Source organism: Thalassobaculum sp. (assembly GCF_040219215.1).
GTDB lineage: Bacteria > Pseudomonadota > Alphaproteobacteria > Thalassobaculales > Thalassobaculaceae > Thalassobaculum_A.
Map to the genome: position 1 here is coordinate 1 of NZ_JAVJSX010000015.1, position 19,649 is coordinate 19,649.

At 67.3% G+C, this 19,649-nt stretch carries 13 protein-coding genes and 1 pseudogene; 7 read left to right on the plus strand and 7 right to left on the minus strand.

What is annotated here, in order from left to right; all coding sequences use genetic code 11:
* Positions 1-588: 588 nt before the first annotated feature.
* A complete protein-coding gene (locus tag RIC54_RS12550; RefSeq protein WP_350071672.1) occupies positions 589-801 on the minus strand; it encodes a DUF3622 domain-containing protein in 213 nt (70 codons plus the stop codon).
* A gap of 87 nt (positions 802-888) precedes the next feature.
* Here RIC54_RS12550 and RIC54_RS12555 point away from each other — a divergent pair, with 87 nt between their 5' ends.
* The 3 genes from RIC54_RS12555 to RIC54_RS12565 are packed head-to-tail and all read left to right on the plus strand — an operon-like array spanning position 889 to position 6,475.
* Complete coding sequence (locus tag RIC54_RS12555; RefSeq protein WP_350151064.1) at positions 889-1,701, plus strand: ImuA family protein; 813 nt, start codon at positions 889-891, stop codon at positions 1,699-1,701.
* Positions 1,610-3,163: a Y-family DNA polymerase gene (locus RIC54_RS12560; protein ID WP_350071678.1), complete on the plus strand. Its 1,554-nt coding sequence runs from the start codon at positions 1,610-1,612 to the stop codon at positions 3,161-3,163. Before RIC54_RS12555 ends, RIC54_RS12560 begins: the two co-directional genes overlap by 92 nt.
* Positions 3,164-3,166: 3 nt before the next feature.
* The gene (locus tag RIC54_RS12565; protein WP_350084507.1) at positions 3,167-6,475 is read left to right on the plus strand and encodes an error-prone DNA polymerase; all 3,309 of its coding nucleotides are present in this window, start codon (positions 3,167-3,169) and stop codon (positions 6,473-6,475) included.
* 505 nt (positions 6,476-6,980) lie between these two features.
* On the opposite strand, the gene RIC54_RS12570 is transcribed toward RIC54_RS12565, so the two are convergent.
* Together RIC54_RS12570 and pyc are read right to left on the minus strand one after the other, a co-directional pair.
* The gene (locus tag RIC54_RS12570) at positions 6,981-7,274 is read right to left on the minus strand and encodes a FitA-like ribbon-helix-helix domain-containing protein (protein ID WP_502990178.1); all 294 of its coding nucleotides are present in this window, start codon (positions 7,272-7,274) and stop codon (positions 6,981-6,983) included.
* A gap of 48 nt (positions 7,275-7,322) precedes the next feature.
* Positions 7,323-10,787 carry a pyruvate carboxylase gene (gene pyc, locus RIC54_RS12575; protein WP_350066370.1) on the minus strand — a complete coding sequence of 1,155 codons (3,465 nt, stop codon included), beginning with the start codon at positions 10,785-10,787 and terminating at the stop codon, positions 7,323-7,325.
* Between the two features lie 112 nt (positions 10,788-10,899).
* On the opposite strand from pyc, the gene RIC54_RS12580 reads away from it, so the two are divergent.
* Positions 10,900-11,784: an amidohydrolase family protein gene (locus RIC54_RS12580; protein WP_350066368.1), complete on the plus strand. Its 885-nt coding sequence runs from the start codon at positions 10,900-10,902 to the stop codon at positions 11,782-11,784.
* An 89-nt stretch (positions 11,785-11,873) separates the two neighbouring features.
* Positions 11,874-13,106, plus strand: a complete 1,233-nt coding sequence (locus RIC54_RS12585; RefSeq protein WP_350066366.1) for an MFS transporter — start codon at positions 11,874-11,876, stop codon at positions 13,104-13,106.
* Between the two features lie 35 nt (positions 13,107-13,141).
* On the opposite strand, the pseudogene RIC54_RS12590 reads toward RIC54_RS12585, so the two are convergent.
* Positions 13,142-13,954: pseudogene (locus tag RIC54_RS12590) on the minus strand (LysR family transcriptional regulator); the annotation flags it as partial.
* 98 nt (positions 13,955-14,052) lie between these two features.
* On the opposite strand from RIC54_RS12590, the gene RIC54_RS12595 reads away from it, so the two are divergent.
* A complete protein-coding gene (locus RIC54_RS12595) occupies positions 14,053-14,997 on the plus strand; it encodes an NmrA family NAD(P)-binding protein (RefSeq protein ID WP_350066364.1) in 945 nt (314 codons plus the stop codon).
* 146 nt (positions 14,998-15,143) lie between these two features.
* Positions 15,144-17,081, plus strand: coding sequence for an acetate--CoA ligase (acs, locus tag RIC54_RS12600; RefSeq protein ID WP_350151068.1), 1,938 nt, complete (start codon positions 15,144-15,146; stop codon positions 17,079-17,081).
* Between the two features lie 3 nt (positions 17,082-17,084).
* Here acs and RIC54_RS12605 read toward each other — a convergent pair whose 3' ends face one another.
* Genes RIC54_RS12605 through RIC54_RS12615 form a run of 3 tightly spaced genes read right to left on the minus strand, consistent with a single transcriptional unit; the run spans position 17,085 to position 19,615 of the window.
* Positions 17,085-17,606, minus strand: a complete 522-nt coding sequence (locus tag RIC54_RS12605) for a GDYXXLXY domain-containing protein (RefSeq protein WP_350092122.1) — start codon at positions 17,604-17,606, stop codon at positions 17,085-17,087.
* Positions 17,599-18,621 carry a DUF4401 domain-containing protein gene (locus RIC54_RS12610; protein ID WP_350092125.1) on the minus strand — a complete coding sequence of 341 codons (1,023 nt, stop codon included), beginning with the start codon at positions 18,619-18,621 and terminating at the stop codon, positions 17,599-17,601. Before RIC54_RS12610 ends, RIC54_RS12605 begins: the two co-directional genes overlap by 8 nt.
* The gene (locus RIC54_RS12615; RefSeq protein WP_350092128.1) at positions 18,614-19,615 is read right to left on the minus strand and encodes a DUF2157 domain-containing protein; all 1,002 of its coding nucleotides are present in this window, start codon (positions 19,613-19,615) and stop codon (positions 18,614-18,616) included. Before RIC54_RS12615 ends, RIC54_RS12610 begins: the two co-directional genes overlap by 8 nt.
* Positions 19,616-19,649: the final 34 nt, after the last annotated feature.

The following is a 19,649-nucleotide window of genomic DNA, read 5'->3' on the forward strand; positions in this document are numbered from 1 at the left end:
GTGGCTTATTGGGAAGAAGCGGCGCGATCACGCGCCATTCGAACTCTGTCAGATCGTAGCGGCTCATCAGGCACCTCCAGAAGGGAGGTTGAATCACGCCAATGCCGGATTGAGAATCCCGTTTATGAGTTCACGGCCTAAATGAAACTGCTGACGCGGTTTACAGATCAGTAGGTGAGGCTTTGTCTGCATGGGAAGCCCTTGAAGATGCACTTGCCGAACTATTTGCACGCCTGATGCATGTAAACCTATTTTCGGCAGAGCGTGTCTATGGAACTGTCGTGTCTCAACGAGGCCGAACTGACCTGATACGAGCCTCTTCAGATCTTTTCTTTTTTTACTACCCTGAGATAAACAAACGCATTAGAAGATTCCTTAGTAGCGTAGACGAATTTGCTCTACGAAGAAATGACATTGCACATGGTAAAGTTCAAGATTTCAAAGGTTACGGTTCAGATGATGGATGTTTTTTGGTTCCATCCGGCTATGCGTCACGTCACCGATCTGTGATATACAACGAGCCATCGTATAGATACTCAAGCAATGAGATAGATTTTTACGCAGAACGTTTTACAGATTTAATGTGGGCTACATATCGCAAGTCCGACGCAATTTGTAGGTGGGCTCAAAAACCTCCTTTGAAGGAGATTCCGCCACTAACGCTTCACAACGAAAACCCACTTGGCTCTCAGGGATTTTCGTACCCCGAGAGAGCATCTCTTCGGTAATTTCGACTTCCCACCTGTCGCACTTGTTCATTATGGGAATGCCGGCTACTTGGTCCCATATCGTAGCCGGCATAAATTCCTACACGCTCCGATTCCGGGATTGACTCTTTTCGCGTGCTGCGCACAATGGAACATATCATGAACAAGAACCCTTCAGGCGATGAACGGACGGTTCCGCACATCCGCGCCGGCCAAGGCGCTTTTGACGCGTTTGCGCGCCGTTTCCGGCGGCGCGGCGGAGCGCGCGCATCGGCCGCCGAAGGCAGGGCACGCGCTTGAGACAGGGCAGGCGCTGGAGCCGGCGGGTTCGCCAGCCCGTACGGAACGGGCGGTGGAACGGGACGGCCTGCCGGCGGACGCGCATCTCGATGAGATCTTCGCCGCCCCGCGCGATGGCGCGGCGACCGGCTTCGCGCTGGCGCACCTGCCGGCGGGCCGGCCGATCCTGTGGGTGCAGGACCGCATGGCGGCGCTCGAGACGGGCCGGCCGCACGGCCGCGCGCTGCACCGCTTCGGCGTCGACCCCGACCGGCTCGTCATGGTCTGCGCCCGCGATGCGCGCGACGTGCTCTGGGCGATGGAGGAGGGTCTTGGCTGCGCCAGCATGGGCGCGGTGATCGGCGAGGTCTGGGGCGATCCGGCCGCGCTCGATTTCACCGCCACGCGGCGGCTGGCCATGCGCGCGGCGCGATCCGGCACCGCCGCGGTGCTGATCCGCTTTGCGGCGCAGGCGAACCTGTCGGCGGCGCGGCGGCGCTGGCGCATCGCGGCCCGGCCTTCGTTCGCCCATCCTTACGATCCGCGCGCGCCCGGGCCGCCGCGCTGGCGGGCCGAACTGTTCCGCGCGCGCGACCTTCAACCGGGCCTCTGGGAAGCAGGCTATGACGCAAAGACGCATCGTCTCGATCTATCTGCCGCACTTTCCGATCCAGAGTTGGCGCCGCCGGACGCGCGGCCCCGGCGCGCCGGTTGAACAGACCCCGCTCGTGCTGGCGCGCGAGGGCGCCCATGGCCGTCTCGTCCACGACGTCAACGGCGCGGCCGCCCGCGCGGCGATCACGCGCGGCGCGCGGCTGACCGACATGAAGGCGCTGGTGCCGTCCCTGCATGTCGTTGACGCCGATATGGCCGCCGATGCGGCGCGGCTTTCCGCGCTCGCGCGCTGGGCGCAGCGCTGGTGCCCGTGGACGCGGGTGGACGACGCCGACGGGCTGATGCTGGAGACGACCGGGTCGGATCATCTGTGGGGCGGCGAGGCGGCGATGCTCGCGCAGATGCGCCGCGCCTTTGCCGGGCTCGACCTGACCGCGCGCGTCACCGTCGCGCCGACGCTCGGCGCGGCCTGGGCGCTGGCGCGCTTCGGCGCTTGCCCGCGCGAACTGTGCGGGCCCGACGATCTTGCCGAAAGGCTCGGCCCGCTGCCGGTCGCCGCGCTGCGGCTGGACGCGGACACGGTGCTGCTCCTCAAACGCCTCGGCCTGAAGACGGTCGGCGCGGTCGCCGGCGTGCCGCGCACCGCGCTCGCCCGCCGCTTCCGGCACAGGAACGAACTGCCCTCAAATCCGCCGCTCAGGCTCGATCAGGCGTTCGGCCGGCTGGCCGAGCCGCTGATGCCCGACGATTTGCCCGCGCCGGTGCGCGCGCTTGCCCGCTTTGCCGAGCCGGTCACCGAGACCGAGGCGATCGGCCCGGTGCTGGATCGCCTTCTCGATGATCTGACCGGCCAGATGGACACGCGCCAACTCGGCGCGCGGCGGCTGCTTCTGACCGGCTACCGCGCCGATGGCGGGTCTTCGTCCGTGGAGGCCGCGACCAGCCGTCCGAGCCGCGACCCGGCCCATCTGCGCCGTCTGTTCCGCGACCGGCTCGAACGGATCGACACCGGCTTCGGGCTCGATGCGATGACGCTCGACGCGGTCGTGCACGAAGCGCTCGGCGCGGCCCAGCAGGCGCTCGTGGGCGCGGCCGACGAGAGCATCGATCTGGCGCGGCTGATCGATCGGCTGGTCGCCCGGCTCGGTCCCGGCGCGGTGCTCAGGCCCGTCGCCCGCGACAGCCATGTGCCCGAGCGCGCCGAGGGGCTGGCGCCGGCGGGCACGCAATGCGTGATCGTGCCCACCGGTGAGACGGCGGACGGGGTGCCGCGCCCGTTGCGTCTCCTGGTCCGGCCCGAGGAGGCGCAGGTGCTGTACGCGGTGCCCGACGGCCCGCCTGCGCAGCTCGTCTGGCGGCGGCAGACCCACCGCATCGTCAGGAGCCAGGGGCCCGAGCGGATCGCGCCGGAATGGTGGCGCGAGAAATCGACCGCGCGGCTGCGCGACTATTACCGCGTCGAGGATGCCGAAGGGCGGCGCTACTGGATCTTCCGCGAGGGGCTGCCCGGCGACGGGCGCGGCGGTCCGCCGCGCTGGTTCGTGCACGGGCTGGATGCGTGAACCATGCCCGAAGCCCCGCTCACCCCAGCCAAGCGTACCCTGGGCGAAGAGGGGACATTTGCGCCCAACGCGCCCGCCCCGTTCGTCGAACTGGGCGTAACCAGCAATTTCTCGTTCCTGCGCGGGGCGTCCGACGCGGTCGATCTGGTGCTGACCGCGCACGCGCTCGGCTATGACGCGCTCGGCATCGCCGACCGCAACACGATGGCGGGCGTGGTGCGCCTGCACGGCGAGGCGAGGACCGCGCGGATGCGGCCGGTCATCGGCTGCCGGCTCGATCTGGTCGATGCGCCCTCGCTGCTCGCCTATCCGAAGACGCGCGCCGGATACGGGCGGCTGTGCCGGCTGTTGTCGGCGGGCAAGATGCGCACGGTCGACGGCGCCTGGCAGGACAAGGGCGCCTGCGACATCACGCTGGCGATGGCCGCCGAGGCGCTGGGCGGTGTTGACGATGTGGTGCTGATCGCCGTGCCGGGCGAACGGCTCGATCCGTTCGTCGCCGATCTGCCGCGCCTGCGCGAAGCGCTTCCGGTCAGCCACATCGCCGCCGCGCATCTTTATCGCGGCGACGACCGGGCGCGGATCAACCGGCTGTCCGAACTGGCCAAGACCCTCGGGCTGAAGCTCGTCGCCACCAACGACGTGCATTATCACACGCCGGCACGGCGGCCGCTGCAGGACGTGATGACCTGCATTCGCGAGAAGGTGACGATCTTCACCGCCGGCCGGCTTCTGGACGCCAATGCCGAACGGCACCTGAAGAGCCCGGCCGAGATGGCCCGCCTTTTCGCCGACTGGCCCGAGGCGATCGCCGAGAGCCGGGTCATCGCGGACGCCTGCACGTTCTCGCTCGACGAACTTCGCTACGACTATCCGCGCGAGACCGTGCCCGAGGGCAAGACCGCCGACGGCTATCTGGCCGAACTGACCTGGCAGGGTGCGGCGCGGCGTTACCCGGACGGGGTGCCGGCCCATGTGCGCGCGACGGTCGAAAGGGAGCTGGCGCTGATCGGCAAGCTCGACATCGCCCGCTATTTCCTGACCATCCACGAGATCATCCGCTTTGCGCGCAGCCGTGACATCCTGTGCCAGGGGCGCGGCTCGGCGGCCAATTCGGCGGTCTGCTACTGCCTCGAGATCACCGCGGTCGACCCGGCCCAGCACGATGTCTTGTTCGAGCGCTTCATCTCCGAGGAGCGCAAGGAGCCGCCCGACATCGACGTCGATTTCGAGCACGAGCGGCGCGAGGAGGTGATCCAGCACATCTACGACAAATATGGCCGCGACCGCGCCGGCCTGTGCGCCACGGTGATCCACTACCGGCCGCGCATGGCGGTGCGCGAGGTGGGCAAAGTGATGGGCCTGTCCGAGGACGTGACCTCGGCGCTGGCCCGCACGGTCTGGGGTTCGTGGGGCTCGACGGTCGATGGCGACAATGTCAACGAGGCCGGGCTCGACCTCGATGATCCGCACCTGAAGCGCACCATCGCGCTGGCCGACGAACTGATCGGCATGCCGCGCCATCTCAGCCAGCATGTGGGCGGGTTCATCCTGACCGAAAAGCCGCTCGTGGAGACGGTGCCGATCGGCAATGGCGCGATGGCCGACCGCAGCTTCATCGAGTGGGACAAGGACGACATCGACGCGCTCGGCATCTTCAAGGTCGACGTGCTGGCGCTGGGCATGCTGACCTGCATCCGCAAATGTTTCGAGCTGATCGCGGTGCATTACGACCGGCCGCTGACGCTGGCCTCGGTGCCGAAGGAAGATCCGGTCGTCTACGACATGCTGTGCCGGGCCGATTCGGTGGGCGTGTTCCAGGTGGAAAGCCGGGCGCAGATGAACATGCTGCCGCGCCTGAAGCCGCGCACCTTCTATGACCTTGTCATCGAGGTGGCGATCGTCCGGCCCGGCCCGATCCAGGGCGACATGGTCCATCCCTATCTGCGCCGCCGGTCGAAGAAGGAACCGGTGATCTATCCCTCGCCCGGCCCGGAACACGATCCGGACGAACTGAGGAACATTCTGGGCCGCACGCTCGGCGTGCCGATCTTCCAGGAACAGGCGATGAAGATCGCCATGGTCGCGGCGCGCTTCTCGCCGGTCGAGGCCAATCAGCTCAGAAAGGCGATGGCGACGTTCCGCTCGCGCGGGCAGGTGACCGCGCACAAGGAGAAGATGGTCGGCCGCATGGTCGAGCGCGGCTACGATCCCGAATTCGCCGCGCGCTGCTTCTCGCAGATCGAGGGGTTCGGCGAATATGGCTTTCCCGAGAGCCACGCGGCCAGTTTCGCGCATCTGGTTTATGTGTCGAGCTGGATGAAGTGCCACTATCCGGCGGCCTTCTGCGCGGCGCTGCTGAACTCGCAGCCGATGGGGTTCTACGCGCCCGCGCAGATCGTGCGCGATGCGCGCGAGCATGGCGTCACCGTGCTGCCGCCGGACGTCAATTTCTCCGAGTGGGACAATCTGCTCGAACCGCTCGCGCCCGGGGTCTGCGCGGTGCAGCTCGGCTTCCGGCAGATCGACGGGTTCGCCACCGAAGACGCGGCGAAGCTGATCGACCATCGCGACCGGCCTTATGAGAGCGTCGAGGAACTGAGGTCACGCGGCAAGGTGTCGGCGCGGGGCATCCAGTTGCTCGCCGCAGCCGACGCGTTCGGCTCTGTCGGCCGCGACCGGCGCGCGGCGCTGTGGGACGCGCGCGCGATCAAGCCGGCGCCCGACCTGCCGCTTTTCACCCATGCCGAGGCGGCCGACGAGGGCGCCGACACGCCGGCGCTGCTGCCGGCGATGCCGCTGAGTGAACATGTGGTCGCCGACTATCAGACCGTGCGGCTGTCGCTGAAAGCGCATCCGCTGTCCTTCCTGCGCGCAACGCTTGCCGCGCGCGGCTTCATCCGCACGGCCGACCTCAGGGACAAGCGCTTCGGCGCGCGCGTGTGCGTCGCCGGCATCGTGCTGATCCGCCAGCGGCCGGGCAGCGCCAAGGGCGTGGTGTTCGTCACCATCGAGGACGAGACCGGATCGGCCAATCTGGTGGTCTGGCCGAAGGTGCTGAAGAAATATCGCAAGGTGGTGATGGGCGCCCGGCTGATGGCGGTGCACGGCACGGTGCAGGCGAGCGAGGGCGTCATCCATGTCGTCGCCACGCATCTTGAGGACGAGACCGGCCGGCTGACCGCGCTGTCCGAAGACCTGCTGGAGCCGGAAATCTCGCGCGCCGACGAGGTCAAGCGGCCGATCATGGGCCATGCCGGCCGGCATCCGCGCAATGTGCGCGTGATCCCGAAAAGCCGGGATTTTCATTGACACAATTGACAGCAAACAAATGCACTCCGATAAACCGATCTCAAGCGGAGTTACCGATCCATGAGTGCCAGATTTCTGTTTCTCTTGATGCCTATATTGATAATGGCGTCTTGTGTATCGACTCAAGAAATATCATTGTCGCAGAATAGTTTTCAATTGGAGGTGAGCGGTTCTGGACTGATCGCTTCTGCAGCAGTTCCTGAGCAGGTGCTTCAGAGGGCTGCGCAGGGTACCATTCAAAGGGGGTACACCCACTTTGAGCTCGTGAACCCGGCTACGTCTACAGATCGCCGCTTTGCAGGGCTTACGAACGCCAATACCGCCATAATACAAAGAACGCGGTCCACATCTGTAACGGTATTGATGTTTGAAGAGGGGGAAAATTCAAACGCAATTGACGCTCGATCTATAGTGAGTAGTTAAATCTACGCGCACCATATCATCTAATTTCTTTGATTGCTTCTTACTGTAGTATCAACGGCAGGCGCAGTTCCGCCCAGAACGATCATTCAAAGTCCGGAACCGGACGTCCGCCCTCGCGGCGCATCTCCTCGATTGCCTGCATGAAGTCGGCATGTTCCTCGTCGGTCATGAATGCACCTTCAAAGGCTTCACGTAGCGCGTCGAATGCGTTGAGCTCCCCGGCCTGCCGAGCGCGGCCCGCCTCGATGACATCGTCCAGCAGAGCCTTGGCCTCGTCGGACAGACACCGCCCACTCTGGCGGGCGCGCGCCTCGAGTGCGGCACGCACATGCTCCGGAACGTTGCGGATCACGATATCTGCCATGGGCATCTCCATCGCCAACGGCTCTCACCCCATCATAGGGGCGACCCGTTGGGCAACAAGCTACCCCGCGTAGATCACCAGCAGATCCTTGGCGTCGATCTGGTCGCCGGCCTTGACCAGCACGTCGGAGACGGTGCCGTCGCGTTCGGCGTGCAGCGCGGTCTCCATCTTCATCGCCTCGATCGAGACCAGCACGTCGCCCTTCCTGACCTCCTGGCCCGAGGCGACCGAGACCGTCGAGATCACGCCGGGCATCGGCGCGCCGACATGGGCGGCGTTGCCGTCCTCGGCCTTGCGGCGGGCAACCGAGCTTTCGGCGCCATGCACCCGGTCGGGCACCTTGACGCGGCGCGGCTGGCCGTTGAGTTCGAAGAAGACGGTCACCATGCCCTTGTCGTCCGGCTCGCCGATCGCAAGACAGCGGATCACCAGCGTCTTGCCCCGTTCGATGTCGACAAGGATCTCCTCGCCGGCCGGCAGGCCGTAGAAATAGTTCGGCGTCGGCAGATTGCTGACCGGGCCGTACTTGTCCTGGGCGAGCGCGAAATCGGTGAACACCTTGGGATACATCAGATAGGCGGCGAACTCGTACTCGTTCACCTGCCGGCCGATCTTCTCCTCGATTTCGGCGCGGCGCGCGTCCATGTCCTCGGGCGCCAGCAGCGAGCCGGGCACGTCGGTATAGGGTTGTTCGCCCTTGAGCACCTTCTGCTGGATGTCCTTCGGCCATCCGCCCGGCGGCTGGCCGAGATCGCCGCGCATCATCGAGACGACCGAATCGGGAAAGGCGATGTCCTTTTGCGGGTTCTTGACGTCCGCGACAGTCAGGTCCTGGCTGACCATCATCAGAGCCATGTCGCCGACCACCTTGGAGGACGGCGTCACCTTGACGATGTCGCCGAACATCATGTTGACATCGTGATAGGCGCGCGCCACCTCGTGCCAGCGCGTGTCCAGGCCCAGCGAGCGCGCCTGTTCCTTAAGGTTGGTGAACTGGCCGCCCGGCATCTCGTGCAGGTAGACCTCCGAGGCCGGGCCCTTCAGGTCGCTCTCGAACGCCGCGTACTGGTGGCGCACCGCCTCCCAGTAGAACGAGATACGCCGGATCCATTCGGGATCGAGACCCGGATCGCGCCTTGTGCCGGTCAGCGCTTCGGCGATCGAGCCAAGGCAGGGCTGCGCCGTCAGGCCCGACAGCGCGTCCATCGACGCATCGACCGCATCGACGCCCGCATCGATCGCGGCAAGGATGGTGGCGGCGGCGATGCCCGACGTGTCGTGCGTGTGGAAATGCAGCGCCAGGTCGGTTTCCTCGCGCAGCGCCCTGAACAGGACCGAGGCGGCGGCCGGCTTGAGCAGGCCGGCCATGTCCTTGATGGCGATCATGTGCGCGCCGGCCGCCTCCAGCTCCTTGAGCATGGCGACATAGTATTTCAGGTCGTATTTGGGCCGCGCCGAATTGAGGATGTCGCCGGTGTAGCAGATGGCCGCCTCGCAGATCCTGTCCTCTTCGGCGACCGCGTCCATGGCGACGCGCATGTTCGGCACCCAGTTCAGGCAGTCGAACACGCGAAACAGGTCGATGCCGCCGGCGGCCGCCTGGCGCACGAAATGCCTGACGACATTGTCGGGATAGTTGGTGTAGCCGACGCCGTTGGCGCCGCGCAGCAGCATCTGCAGCAGGATGTTGGGTGCCGCCTCGCGGATCAGCGCCAGCCGCTCCCACGGGTCTTCGGTCAGGAACCGCATGGAGACGTCGAAGGTCGCTCCGCCCCAGCATTCCAGCGACAGTAGGTTCGGCAGCGCACGCGCATAGGTGCCGGCGATCTGCGCCATGTCGTAGGTGCGCATGCGCGTTGCGAGCAGGCTCTGATGGCCGTCGCGCATGGTGGTGTCGGTGATCATCACCGGATCGTGCTCGCGCAGCCACTGGCCGAACTTCGCCGGGCCCATCTCGTCGAGCATCTGCTTGGTGCCGCGCTCGGGCACCGGGCCGCCATGGAAGGGCGGTTCGGGCGGGGCGGCGTGCGCGGGCGGCTTCGGCCGGCCCTTGGTTTCGGGATGGCCGTTGACGGTGACGTCGGCCAGATAGGTCAGAAGCTTGGTCGCCCGGTCCTGCCGCTTGACCGCGGTGAACAGTTCCGGCGTCGTGTCGATGAAGCGGGTCGTATAGCTGTTGGACCGGAAATCGGGATGGCCGATGATCGCCTCGAGGAAGGTCAGATTGGTGGCCACGCCCCGGATGCGGAACTCGCGCAGGGCCCGGTCCATCCGGTCGATGGCCTCCTGGGGCGTCGGCGCCCAGGCGGTGACCTTTTCCAGGAGCGGATCGTAGAAGCGGGTGATCACAGCGCCCGAATAGGCGGTGCCGCCATCGAGCCTGATGCCGAAGCCGGTCGCGCCCCGGTAGGCGGTGATCCGGCCATAGTCGGGAATGAAGTTCTGCTCGGGGTCCTCGGTGGTGATCCGGCACTGCAGGGCGTGGCCGTGCAGCGTGATGTCGTGCTGCGCCGGAACGCCGGAGCCGGGCTGGCCGATCGTCTCGCCTTCCAGGATCCTGATCTGCGCCTTGACGATGTCGATGCCGGTGACCTCCTCGGTCACGGTGTGTTCGACCTGGATGCGCGGATTGACCTCGATGAAGTAGAAATTGCCGCTGTCGGCATCCATCAGGAATTCGACCGTGCCGGCGCCGCGATAATCGGTCGCCCGGGCGATCTTCATGGCGTATTCGGCCAGCTCGTTGCGCTGGGCGTCGTCGAGATAAGGGGCGGGCGCGCGCTCGACCACCTTCTGGTTGCGCCGCTGGATCGAGCAGTCCCGCTCGAAAAGGTGGACGATGTTGCCGTGCGTGTCGCCCAGCACCTGCACCTCGACGTGGCGGGCGCGCTCGATCAGCTTTTCGAAATAGACCTCGTCCTTGCCGAAGGCTGCCTTGGCCTCGCGCTTGGCCTCGGTCACCTCGCGCTCGACATCCTCTGCGGCGCGGATGGCGCGCATTCCGCGCCCGCCGCCGCCCCAGGAGGCCTTCAGCATCACCGGAAAGCCGATCTCGGCGGCGAGCTTTCTGACCTCGTCCATGTCGTCGGGAAGCGGTCCGGTCGCCGGCACGACCGGCACGCTGGCATCGACGGCGATGTTGCGGGCCGAGACCTTGTTGCCGAGCGCTCGCATCGTCCCGGCGGTGGGGCCGATGAAGATGATGCCGGCCTCGTCGCAGGCGTCGACGAATTCTGGGCTCTCCGAAAGAAGCCCGTAGCCGGGATGGATCGCGTCGGCGCCGGACTGCTTGGCGACGCGGATCACCTCGTCGATGGACAGGTAGCTCTCGATCGGGCCGAGGTCCTTGTCGAGGTGCCCGCCCCGGCCGACCTGATAGCTCTCGTCGGCCTTGAACCGGTGCAGGGACAGCTTGTCTTCCTCGGCCCAGATGGCGACCGTCGTCATGCCCAGCTCGTTGGCGGCGCGCAAAACGCGGATTGCGATCTCGGACCGGTTGGCGACGAGCAGTTTCTTGATGGCCACGATCGATGTCCCCGATTATGAAATGCAGAAAAGCAACCGGGCCTGTTTAGCGGTTCGCATTGTGCGGCGCAAACACGGATGGGTTGCGCCCGCGAGGACGCACGGAGGGGCGATGACCGACAAGCCGAAGGCGCAGATGCCGGTCGCGGAACCGGCCGCGCCGCACCGGGCGCTGCCGGCCGGTGCGTGCGACGCGCACATCCATATGGTGGCGGGACCGGATGAGTTTCCGCTCTGGGACGGCCGCGTGGAGGACCCCGCTCCCGGCCCGCGGTTCGAGGACTGGATCGGCCTTTACGAGCGGCACATGGCAGCGCTCGGCGTCGACCGCGTGGTCGTGGTCCACTCGATCCTCTACGGGGCCGACAATGCGGTGACCATGGCCGCCGTCGCACGGCTCGGCCGCGACCGGGCGCGCGGCATCGGGCTGGTCGACGACCGGGCGAGCGAGGCTGACCTCGACGCGCTCGCCGAGGCCGGCCTTTGCGGCGTGCGGCTCAACTACGTTCATGGCGGTGTGCTGAGCTGGGGCGGGGTGACCGCGATGGCCGACCGGCTGAAGGCGCGCGGCATGCATGTGCAGATGCTGATGAACGCGCACCGGCACATGGCCGAACTCGACGGCGGCGTGCGCGCCATGCCGGTGCCGGTCGTCTTCGACCATATCGGCTGGCCCGATGTCGCGGCGGGTCCCGACGAGCCCGGTTTCCGGCGCCTTTGTGCGCTTCTTGCCGACGGCAAGGCCTTCGTGAAGCTGTCGGGGCTCTACCGGCTCGCCGATGCGCCCTACGAGGCGATCGATGCGCTCGTCGCCGCGCTGGTCAGGGCCAATCCGGAACGGTGCCTTTGGGGCAGCGACTGGCCGCATCTGATGCTGGCCGATGCGAAGATGCCCGATGCGGGCGCGCTGCTGAATGCGTTTCTGCGTGTCGTCACGGACGACGAAACGCGCCGCCGCATCCTGGTCGACAACCCGGCTCGGCTATACGGCTTCTGAGCCGCGAAAATTGTTCGCCGCCTCCGCGTCAAAGCGCTTTGAACGGCCAGCGATCTGGACTACCAAGAGCCGTTTGCCCGGAGCCCGCCATGTCGACCGTTCAACACACCGCCGGCGGCGCGCCGCCCGATGCGCGGCGCCTGCACCTGGCGCGGCTGGCGGTGTACGCTGCGTTCTTCCTCAACGGCTTCATGGTCGGCCATTGGGCGACGAAGATCCCTGTGCTGGTCGATCGGCTCGGCATCTCCGAGGCCGTGCTGGGGCGGCTGATCGTCCTGTTCGGCATCGGTGCTGTGCTCGCGCTGGTCGGCGGTGCGTGGATGGTCACGCGCATCGGCTCGGTGGCGGTGGTGCGCTGGACCTCGGTCCTGCTGGCGCCCTCGCTGGTGCTGCTGACACTGGCGCCGTCGCTGCCCGCCGCGGCGCTGGCGCTGCTCTGGCTCGGCGTGTTCCTGGGCGCGATGGACAATGCGATGAACGCCAACGGCATCGGCGTCGAACGCGCGCTCGGCCGGCCGGTGATGTCCTCGTTCCATGGCTTCTGGTCGCTGGGCGGGGTGGCCGGCGGCCTCACCGGCGGCGCGATGATCGCCGCCTTCGGCGAGATGGGCCATGCGCTGATCGTCGGCGCGATCGTGCTGGTGCTGGCGGTCTGGGCCTTCGGTCACTACCGGCCCGACGACGCGGCGATGCGCGAGGGTACCGGATCGGGCGGATGGCGGGGCTTGCCCCGGTCGCCGGGCATCTACGTGCTCGGCCTGGTCACCCTGCTCGCCTATGCGCCCGAGGGCACGGTCATCGACTGGAGCGCGCTATACCTGCGCGAGGAACTGGGCGCGCCGCTGGTGGTCAGCGGCTATGCCTATGCCGCCTTCTCGGCCACCATGGCGACGATGCGGCTGACCGGGGACAGGCTGCGTGGCCGGTTCGGCGACCGGCCGATGTTCGTGGCGAGCGCGCTGCTGGCCGCGACCGGGCTCGTCGCCGCCGGTATGGCACCGGGCTTCGTCTTCGCCTGCCTCGCCTTCCTTGTCGCGGGGATCGGCATGGCCAATCTGGCGCCGATCATGTTCTCGGCCGCGGGCGCCTATCGCGACCTGCCGCCGGCCGTGTCGATCGGCGTGATCACCACCTTCGGCTATGCCGGCCTTCTGTTCGTGCCCGCCTTCGTCGGTGCGGTCGCCGACGCGTTCTCGCTCGCGGTCGTGTTCGTGGCGTGGGGCGTGGTCGTCGTCGCGGTCGCGCTCGCCGGACTGGTCGTTCCCGGACTGCCGTCGCGATCGAGCGGCAGGGCCGACAGCGCCTCGGCGAGAAAGTCGTAGACCCGCCGCACCTTTGCGCTGTGGCGCAGTTCGCGGTGCGAGGCAAGCCAGACCGGCAGCGGGTCGATCGCCAGTTCGGGCAGGACGCGAACCAGTTCGCCCGAGCGCCGCGCCACGTGGATCGGACCGAAGCCGATGCCGGCCCCCGCCCTGACCAGCTCCCAGTAGGCGATCTGGTCGTCGGTGCGGATGCGGAACGCCGACCGGTCATAGTAGCCGATCAGGCGCCGCATGCCCCGCTCGATCAGGTCCGACCGGTCGTAGCCGATCAGCGTGTGCCGGAACAGGGCGTCCAGATCGGCGGGGGTGCTCGCGCGCGCCAGATAGTCCGGATGCGCCCACGCGCCCATGGCGAAGTCGCCCACCTTGCGCGCGATCAAATCGTTCTGGGTCGGGCGGGCCATGCGGACGGCGATGTCGGCATCGCGCGCGAGCAGGTTGGCGATCGCGTCGCTCGGCGCCAGTTCGATCTCGAGCGCCGGCTCGGCGCGGTGCAGATCGGTCAGCAACGGCGGCAGAACGTAGGTCGACATCACGCGGCTGGCGGTGATCCGGATGACGCCCTCGACCCGGGTCTCCTGGTCGGCGGCGGCCATGGCGAAGGCGGCGGCGCTGTCGCGCATCGCGGTCGCCTCCTCGACCAGCCGCAGCGCGGCCTGGGTCGGGATCATGCCGGCCCGGCCCCGTCCGAACAGGACCAGGCCCGTCTGCGCCTCGAGTTCGGCGACGTGGCGGCCGAGCGTGGGTTGCGACACGCCGGTCGCGCGCGCCGCGCCGCTCAGCGTGCCCGCCTCGATCACGGCGAGGAAGCTGCGGACGAGGTTCCAGTCGAAGCGGAGCTGTTCCATTCATCAATGAATACCAAACATCCGCAATTCGGTCTATCGATACGTAAGGGAAGGGCTCATACCGGCTCCGACGACACGATCGGACAAGGAGAACCAGTATGAGCACCATCGTCATCGCCGGCGCGGCCGGCCGCATCGGCTTCAACGCAGCACGCGCCTTCGTCGCCGCCGGATGGACCGTGCGCGGCATCGCGCGCGGCGAGAAGCTTAAGCGTCTGCCGCAGGGCGTCGAGCCCGTCGAGGCCGACGCGTTCGACCGTCAGGCCGTGACAGACGCCTGCGCCGGGGCGGACGTGATCCTGCACGCGCTCAACCCGACCTACGACAAATGGGCCACGCACGTCGTGCCGATGGCCGAGAACATGCTTGCGGCGGCGAAGGCGGCCGACGCGACGCTGATGCTGCCGGGCAACGTCTACAATTTCGGCACCGGCATCGGGATGGACATGTCCGAGGACGCATCCATGCCGGCGGATACGGAAAAGGGGCGTCTGCGCGTCGACATCGAGGAGAGGTTCCGCGCCGCTGCGGCCGAGGGCGTGCAGACCATCGTGCTGCGCGCGGGCGACTTCTTCGGCGGGCCGGTCGACGGAAGCTGGCTCGATCTGGTCATCGCCAAGGATCTTCGCAGGAACCGGCTCGTCTGGCCGGGGCGCCGGGACGTGCCGCACGCGTTCGCCTACCTGCCCGATTTCGGCGCGGCCTTCGTGGCGGTCGCCGAAAAGCGCGGGGAACTGGGCCGGTTCGAGCGGTTCCACTTCACCGGGCACACGGTGACCGGCGCGCAGTTCCATGCCGCCATGGAGGCGGCGGTGGGCCGTTCGCTCAAGCCCGGGTCGGTGCCGTGGCCGCTGCTGCGGATCGCGGGCCTGTTCAACCCGATCCTGCGCGAGGTGATCAAGATGCGCTACCTGTGGGACGTGCCGCACTCGCTGGACGGATCGAAGCTCGCCGCGCTGATCGGCGCCGAGCCGCACACGCCGCTCGACGGGGCGCTGCGGCAGGCGGTCGCCGACTTGAAGCTGGACGGAGGGCGCCGCTAGGATCGATCCGGTCGCGCTGGTTGTCCATGGTCTAATTTACGCGCGGAGAGGCTTCGCGTTAGACGGGGCCCACGCGCCGGGTCACGGGAGAGGCCGGGCGGACCGAGCATGATGGGCCGCGCGCCCGAACCCAGTGGAGGAATCCGATGTCAGCTGATGTGTATCCGGTACCGGCGGCGGTCAAGAAGAAGGCGTTGATCGACGAGGCCACCTACAAGACCTGGTACAAGCAGTCGATCGACGATCCCGAAGGGTTCTGGATGAAGCACGGCCAGCGGATCGACTGGTTCAAGCCCTACACCAAGGTCAAGAACACCTCGTTCACCGGCAAGGTCTCGATCAAGTGGTACGAGGACGGCGTCACCAACGTCGCCTACAATTGCGTCGACAGGCATCTGGAACGGCGGGGCGACCAGGTCGCCATCATCTGGGAAGGCGACAATCCCTACGACGACAAGAAGATTACCTATCGCGAGCTCTACGAGCATGTGTGCCGGCTCGCCAACGTGCTCAAGCGACGCGGCGTCAAGAAGGGCGACCGGGTGACGATCTACATGCCGATGATCCCCGAGGCGGCGGTGGCCATGCTGGCCTGCACCCGGATCGGCGCCATACACTCGGTGGTGTTCGGCGGATTCTCGCCCGACAGCCTGGCCAACCGCATCCAGGACTGCGACAGCAACATCGTGATCACCGCCGACGAAGGGTTGCGCGGTGGCCGCAAGGTGCCGCTGAAGAAGAACGCCGACGCCGCGCTGGCGAGTTGCCCGTCCTGCAAGACCTGTGTCGTGGTCCGCCGCACCGGCGGGACCGTCGACATGACCGCCGGGCGCGACCACTGGTATCACGACCTGCTGGCGACGGCGTCGGCCGACTGCCCGCCGGCCGAGATGGGCGCGGAGGATCCACTGTTCATCCTCTACACCTCGGGCTCGACCGGCAAGCCGAAGGGGGTGCTGCACACCACCGGCGGCTACATGGTCTACGCCTCGATGACCCACGAGTACGTGTTCGACTACAAGCCGGGCGACATCTACTGGTGCACCGCCGATGTCGGCTGGGTGACCGGCCACAGCTACATCGTCTACGGCCCGCTGGCGAACGGCGCCATCACCCTGATGTTCGAGGGCGTGCCGAATTACCCGGACGCCAGCCGGTTCTGGCAGGTCGTCGACAAGCATCAGGTCAACACCTTCTACACCGCGCCGACCGCGATCCGCGCCCTGATGCGCGAGGGCGAGGCGCTGGTGAAGAAGACGTCGCGCAAGTCGCTGCGGCTGTTGGGCTCGGTCGGCGAGCCGATCAACCCGGAAGCCTGGCAGTGGTACCACCGGGTGGTCGGCGACGAGCGTTGCCCGATCGTCGATACCTGGTGGCAGACCGAGACCGGCGGCATCCTGATCACGCCGCTGCCGGGGGCGATTCCGTTGAAGCCGGGCTCGGCGACCCTGCCGTTCTTCGGGGTCAAGCCGCTGCTGGTCGACAACGACGGCAAGCCGCTGGACGGTGCCGCCGACGGCAATCTGTGCATCTCCGACAGCTGGCCGGGCCAGATGCGCACGGTCTATGGCGACCATGAACGGTTCTTCCAGACCTATTTCGCGACGTTCCCGGGGCAGTACTTCACCGGCGACGGCTGCCGGCGCGACGCGGACGGCTACTACTGGATCACCGGCCGGGTCGACGACGTGATCAACGTGTCCGGCCACCGCATGGGCACCGCCGAGGTCGAGAGCTCGCTGGTTGCCCACGCCAAGGTCGCCGAAGCGGCTGTCGTGGGCTATCCCCACGACATCAAGGGCCAGGGCATCTACGCCTATGTGACGCTCAACGCCGGCGAGACCCCGACCGAGGAGCTGCGCAAGGAACTGGTGCAGTGGGTCCGCAAGGACATCGGCCCGATCGCCTCGCCGGACCTGATCCAGTGGGCCCCCGGCCTGCCGAAGACCCGCTCGGGCAAGATCATGCGCCGCATCCTGCGCAAGATCGCCGCCAACGAGCACGACCAGCTCGGCGACATCTCGACCTTGGCCGACCCGGCGGTCGTCGAGGATCTGGTGCAGCAGCGGATGAACCGGGGGTAGGTTCTACGGCCGGATCGGCCGGCGCCCGGCGTCGGCCAATCCGGCCAGCACGCTGCTGCCGTCGGGGGCGACCTTGAGAATGCCGTAGCGCGCCTCGGCATAGAGGTCGCCGTGACCTTCCTGGAAGAAGAACGACTCGGCGCCGATGGTCAGCTCAACCTGGTCGGTGGCGACGCCGAAGCCGGACGGAGCGCGTACCTTGTAGCGCAGGTTCTGCTCGTCGCCGGCGGGCGGCGTGCCGTCGTCGAACCGGCGGAACGTGGCCACGCCATCGGCGTCCAGGGCGACCACGATCCGGCCGTCCAGCGCCGGCGCATCGTGGTGGGCCGCGACCACGGTCTGGTCGTAGCGCAGGATCATGTAGTCGCCCTGCATCAGCGAGCGGGGGTCGACCGGACGCAATGCCAGCAGCACGGTGCGTCCGTCGTCGAGGATCCGCTGCTTTTCCAAAATCTGCAGGTTGACGGCGATCAGCACGACCGCCAATCCGCCCCACACGCCGACCATGCCGAGCCATTTACGCATGCCCGGGCTCCGTGGCGGACTGGCGGTGCCAGTGCCACCACAACGCCAGAAGCAGCAGGCCCGCCCCGACCAGCATCCCCGACTTCTGCAGGAGGTCGAGTTCCAGGTCGTAGTAGAATTGGCCGAGGAACCACACGGTCGCCGCCACGCCCAAGCTGGCCAGCATGCGGTTGCCCAGAGTGTAGGCGAGGGTGAGCAGCAACAGGGACGCCAGCATCCCGGCGGCGATCACGGCACCCAGCAGCAGTGCCGCGGCGCCTGCGACGGCCACCAACGCTCGGCGGCCCGGCGTCGCGTCATGCCACAGCAGCCACAGCATGGCGATCAAACCGATGGCGTAGGTGGCGCGTGCCAGCCAGTCGGCACTCAGCCCGCCGACACCGAGGACCGACTGCGCGGCGACCGGTATCAGCAGCAGAGCATAGGCGAGGCCGCGCAGATCCTGGGGGCCCAACGGCCGGATCAGCAAAGTGAGCGCGCCGGCCAGCGCCGGGGCTGCCAGCAGGCCCCCCGCCTGCGGCATGTCGTGGCCGATCAAGGCCGCTTGGATCAGGCACAGGGTCGCGGTCGATGCCAGGAACTGGAGCAGCTGGTCCTTGATCAGGACGATGAACAGCGTCGTCGTAGACCCGGCCAAGACCGCGGCGACCGTCACGGATTCAAACTGCCATCCCATCCCGCCGGCCAGCAGCCCCTGCCCGGCCAGGGCCCCGGCAACCGCCAGTTGGACGGCGAAGGCTTGCTTGTGGCTTCGGTGAGTTATTGCGGAAACCGTGGCGACGACCGCACCGAAGGTGGCGGCGGTCAGAGGAAGGCTGCTTTCATCGAGTGCGGGGAAGATCGCGGCACCGACGGTCAGGATCATCGCGGTCGCCGCGAACCAGGCGCCGATGCCGGTCAGGACATGCATGTACCAGGGCAGGTCGCTGTGTGCGGTCGCGGTTGCGATGGCATGGACTGTCTCGCTGTCCAGGTCCAATCGGCGACAGAGATCGGCGGTGCGGGCGTCAGACATGGGCGGCCATCCAGACGCGCAGGCGGCGCAGCAGGGCGAAGGCCGCGCCGAACACCGCCAGCACCAGCATCACCACGGCACCGAACCCGCCCACTTCCGGGTCGAGCCATTCGAACACGATCCGACCGCCTGCGACCGTCAGGAACAGGCACCCTGAGAGCACGGCCATCACGACCGCCGGAAGATCGAGCAGGACAACGCACGCGATGCCGAGACCGACGGCTGCGGCCGAGTATCCCGCCATCGCCAGCCAGCCGGCGGGGGTGATCACCGACTCGGTCAGCCCGGAGACGGCCGTCGTAAAGGTCAGCGCGAGGATGGCGGCGACCAGCAGTCGGCGCGGCCACAGCGGCTGCAGCCACCGGACGCCGAACCGTGTGGCCGCCTCACGACCCAAGAGAACGCCTGCGTAGAACACCGCCAGCAGCAGGACAGCGCCCTCCACGCTGATCCAGCCCATCGGGATTGCGATCTGCATCGCGTAGGTCACCGCACCGGCGCCGGCGACCGCCAGCCACACCACCCAGGGCACCAGCGCCCGCGACGCCAGCACCCACGGCAGGATCAGTGCTGCCCAGCCGACGAACAGCGTGTAGGCGTCGGCGCCGGTCTGGTAAATCTGGCCGAACACCGCCAGCAGCACGCCGACCAGCACGACGGCGGCGGTCAGCAGCGCCTCCCAGGCGATCGGTTGGTTTCGCCCCAGCCATGCGCCCAGGGTGCAGAGAGCGATACCGGCCTGGATCACCCCGAGCTTCGCGAACGGCGGCAGGTCGGCCCAGTTGAAGGCGAAGAAGAACACGATTCCGACCAGGATCTGCCCGACCGCCAGCGCCAGCAATGTCCGCCGGCCCCAGCGTTGCCAGAACGCGTCGTCGCGCACGATGCGGAGCGCCTCGAGGTAGCGCGCGGGCGCGATCAGTCCGGTGCGCAGCAGCGCGTGCACGAGTGCAGGGCCTCGCAGGGCGAACGACGGGGGAACAGGATCGGGCATGCGCCTGCGTCACTCGATACCGGTGGCGGCATGT

What these genes read in the sequence shown, in the direction of transcription:
- acs (WP_350151068.1), top strand. Translation starts at nt 15,144, where the DNA reads ATGTCAGCTGATGTGTATCCGGTACCGGCGGCGGTCAAGAAGAAGGCG.
- RIC54_RS12580 (WP_350066368.1), top strand. Translation starts at nt 10,900, where the DNA reads ATGACCGACAAGCCGAAGGCGCAGATGCCGGTCGCGGAACCGGCCGCG.
- RIC54_RS12615 (WP_350092128.1), bottom strand. Translation starts at nt 19,615, where the DNA reads ATGCCCGATCCTGTTCCCCCGTCGTTCGCCCTGCGAGGCCCTGCACTC.
- RIC54_RS12605 (WP_350092122.1), bottom strand. Translation starts at nt 17,606, where the DNA reads ATGCGTAAATGGCTCGGCATGGTCGGCGTGTGGGGCGGATTGGCGGTC.
- RIC54_RS12570 (WP_502990178.1), bottom strand. Translation starts at nt 7,274, where the DNA reads ATGGAGATGCCCATGGCAGATATCGTGATCCGCAACGTTCCGGAGCAT.
- RIC54_RS12565 (WP_350084507.1), top strand. Translation starts at nt 3,167, where the DNA reads ATGCCCGAAGCCCCGCTCACCCCAGCCAAGCGTACCCTGGGCGAAGAG.
- RIC54_RS12550 (WP_350071672.1), bottom strand. Translation starts at nt 801, where the DNA reads ATGCCGGCTACGATATGGGACCAAGTAGCCGGCATTCCCATAATGAAC.
- RIC54_RS12610 (WP_350092125.1), bottom strand. Translation starts at nt 18,621, where the DNA reads ATGTCTGACGCCCGCACCGCCGATCTCTGTCGCCGATTGGACCTGGAC.
- RIC54_RS12585 (WP_350066366.1), top strand. Translation starts at nt 11,874, where the DNA reads ATGTCGACCGTTCAACACACCGCCGGCGGCGCGCCGCCCGATGCGCGG.
- RIC54_RS12560 (WP_350071678.1), top strand. Translation starts at nt 1,610, where the DNA reads ATGACGCAAAGACGCATCGTCTCGATCTATCTGCCGCACTTTCCGATC.
- RIC54_RS12555 (WP_350151064.1), top strand. Translation starts at nt 889, where the DNA reads ATGAACGGACGGTTCCGCACATCCGCGCCGGCCAAGGCGCTTTTGACG.
- RIC54_RS12595 (WP_350066364.1), top strand. Translation starts at nt 14,053, where the DNA reads ATGAGCACCATCGTCATCGCCGGCGCGGCCGGCCGCATCGGCTTCAAC.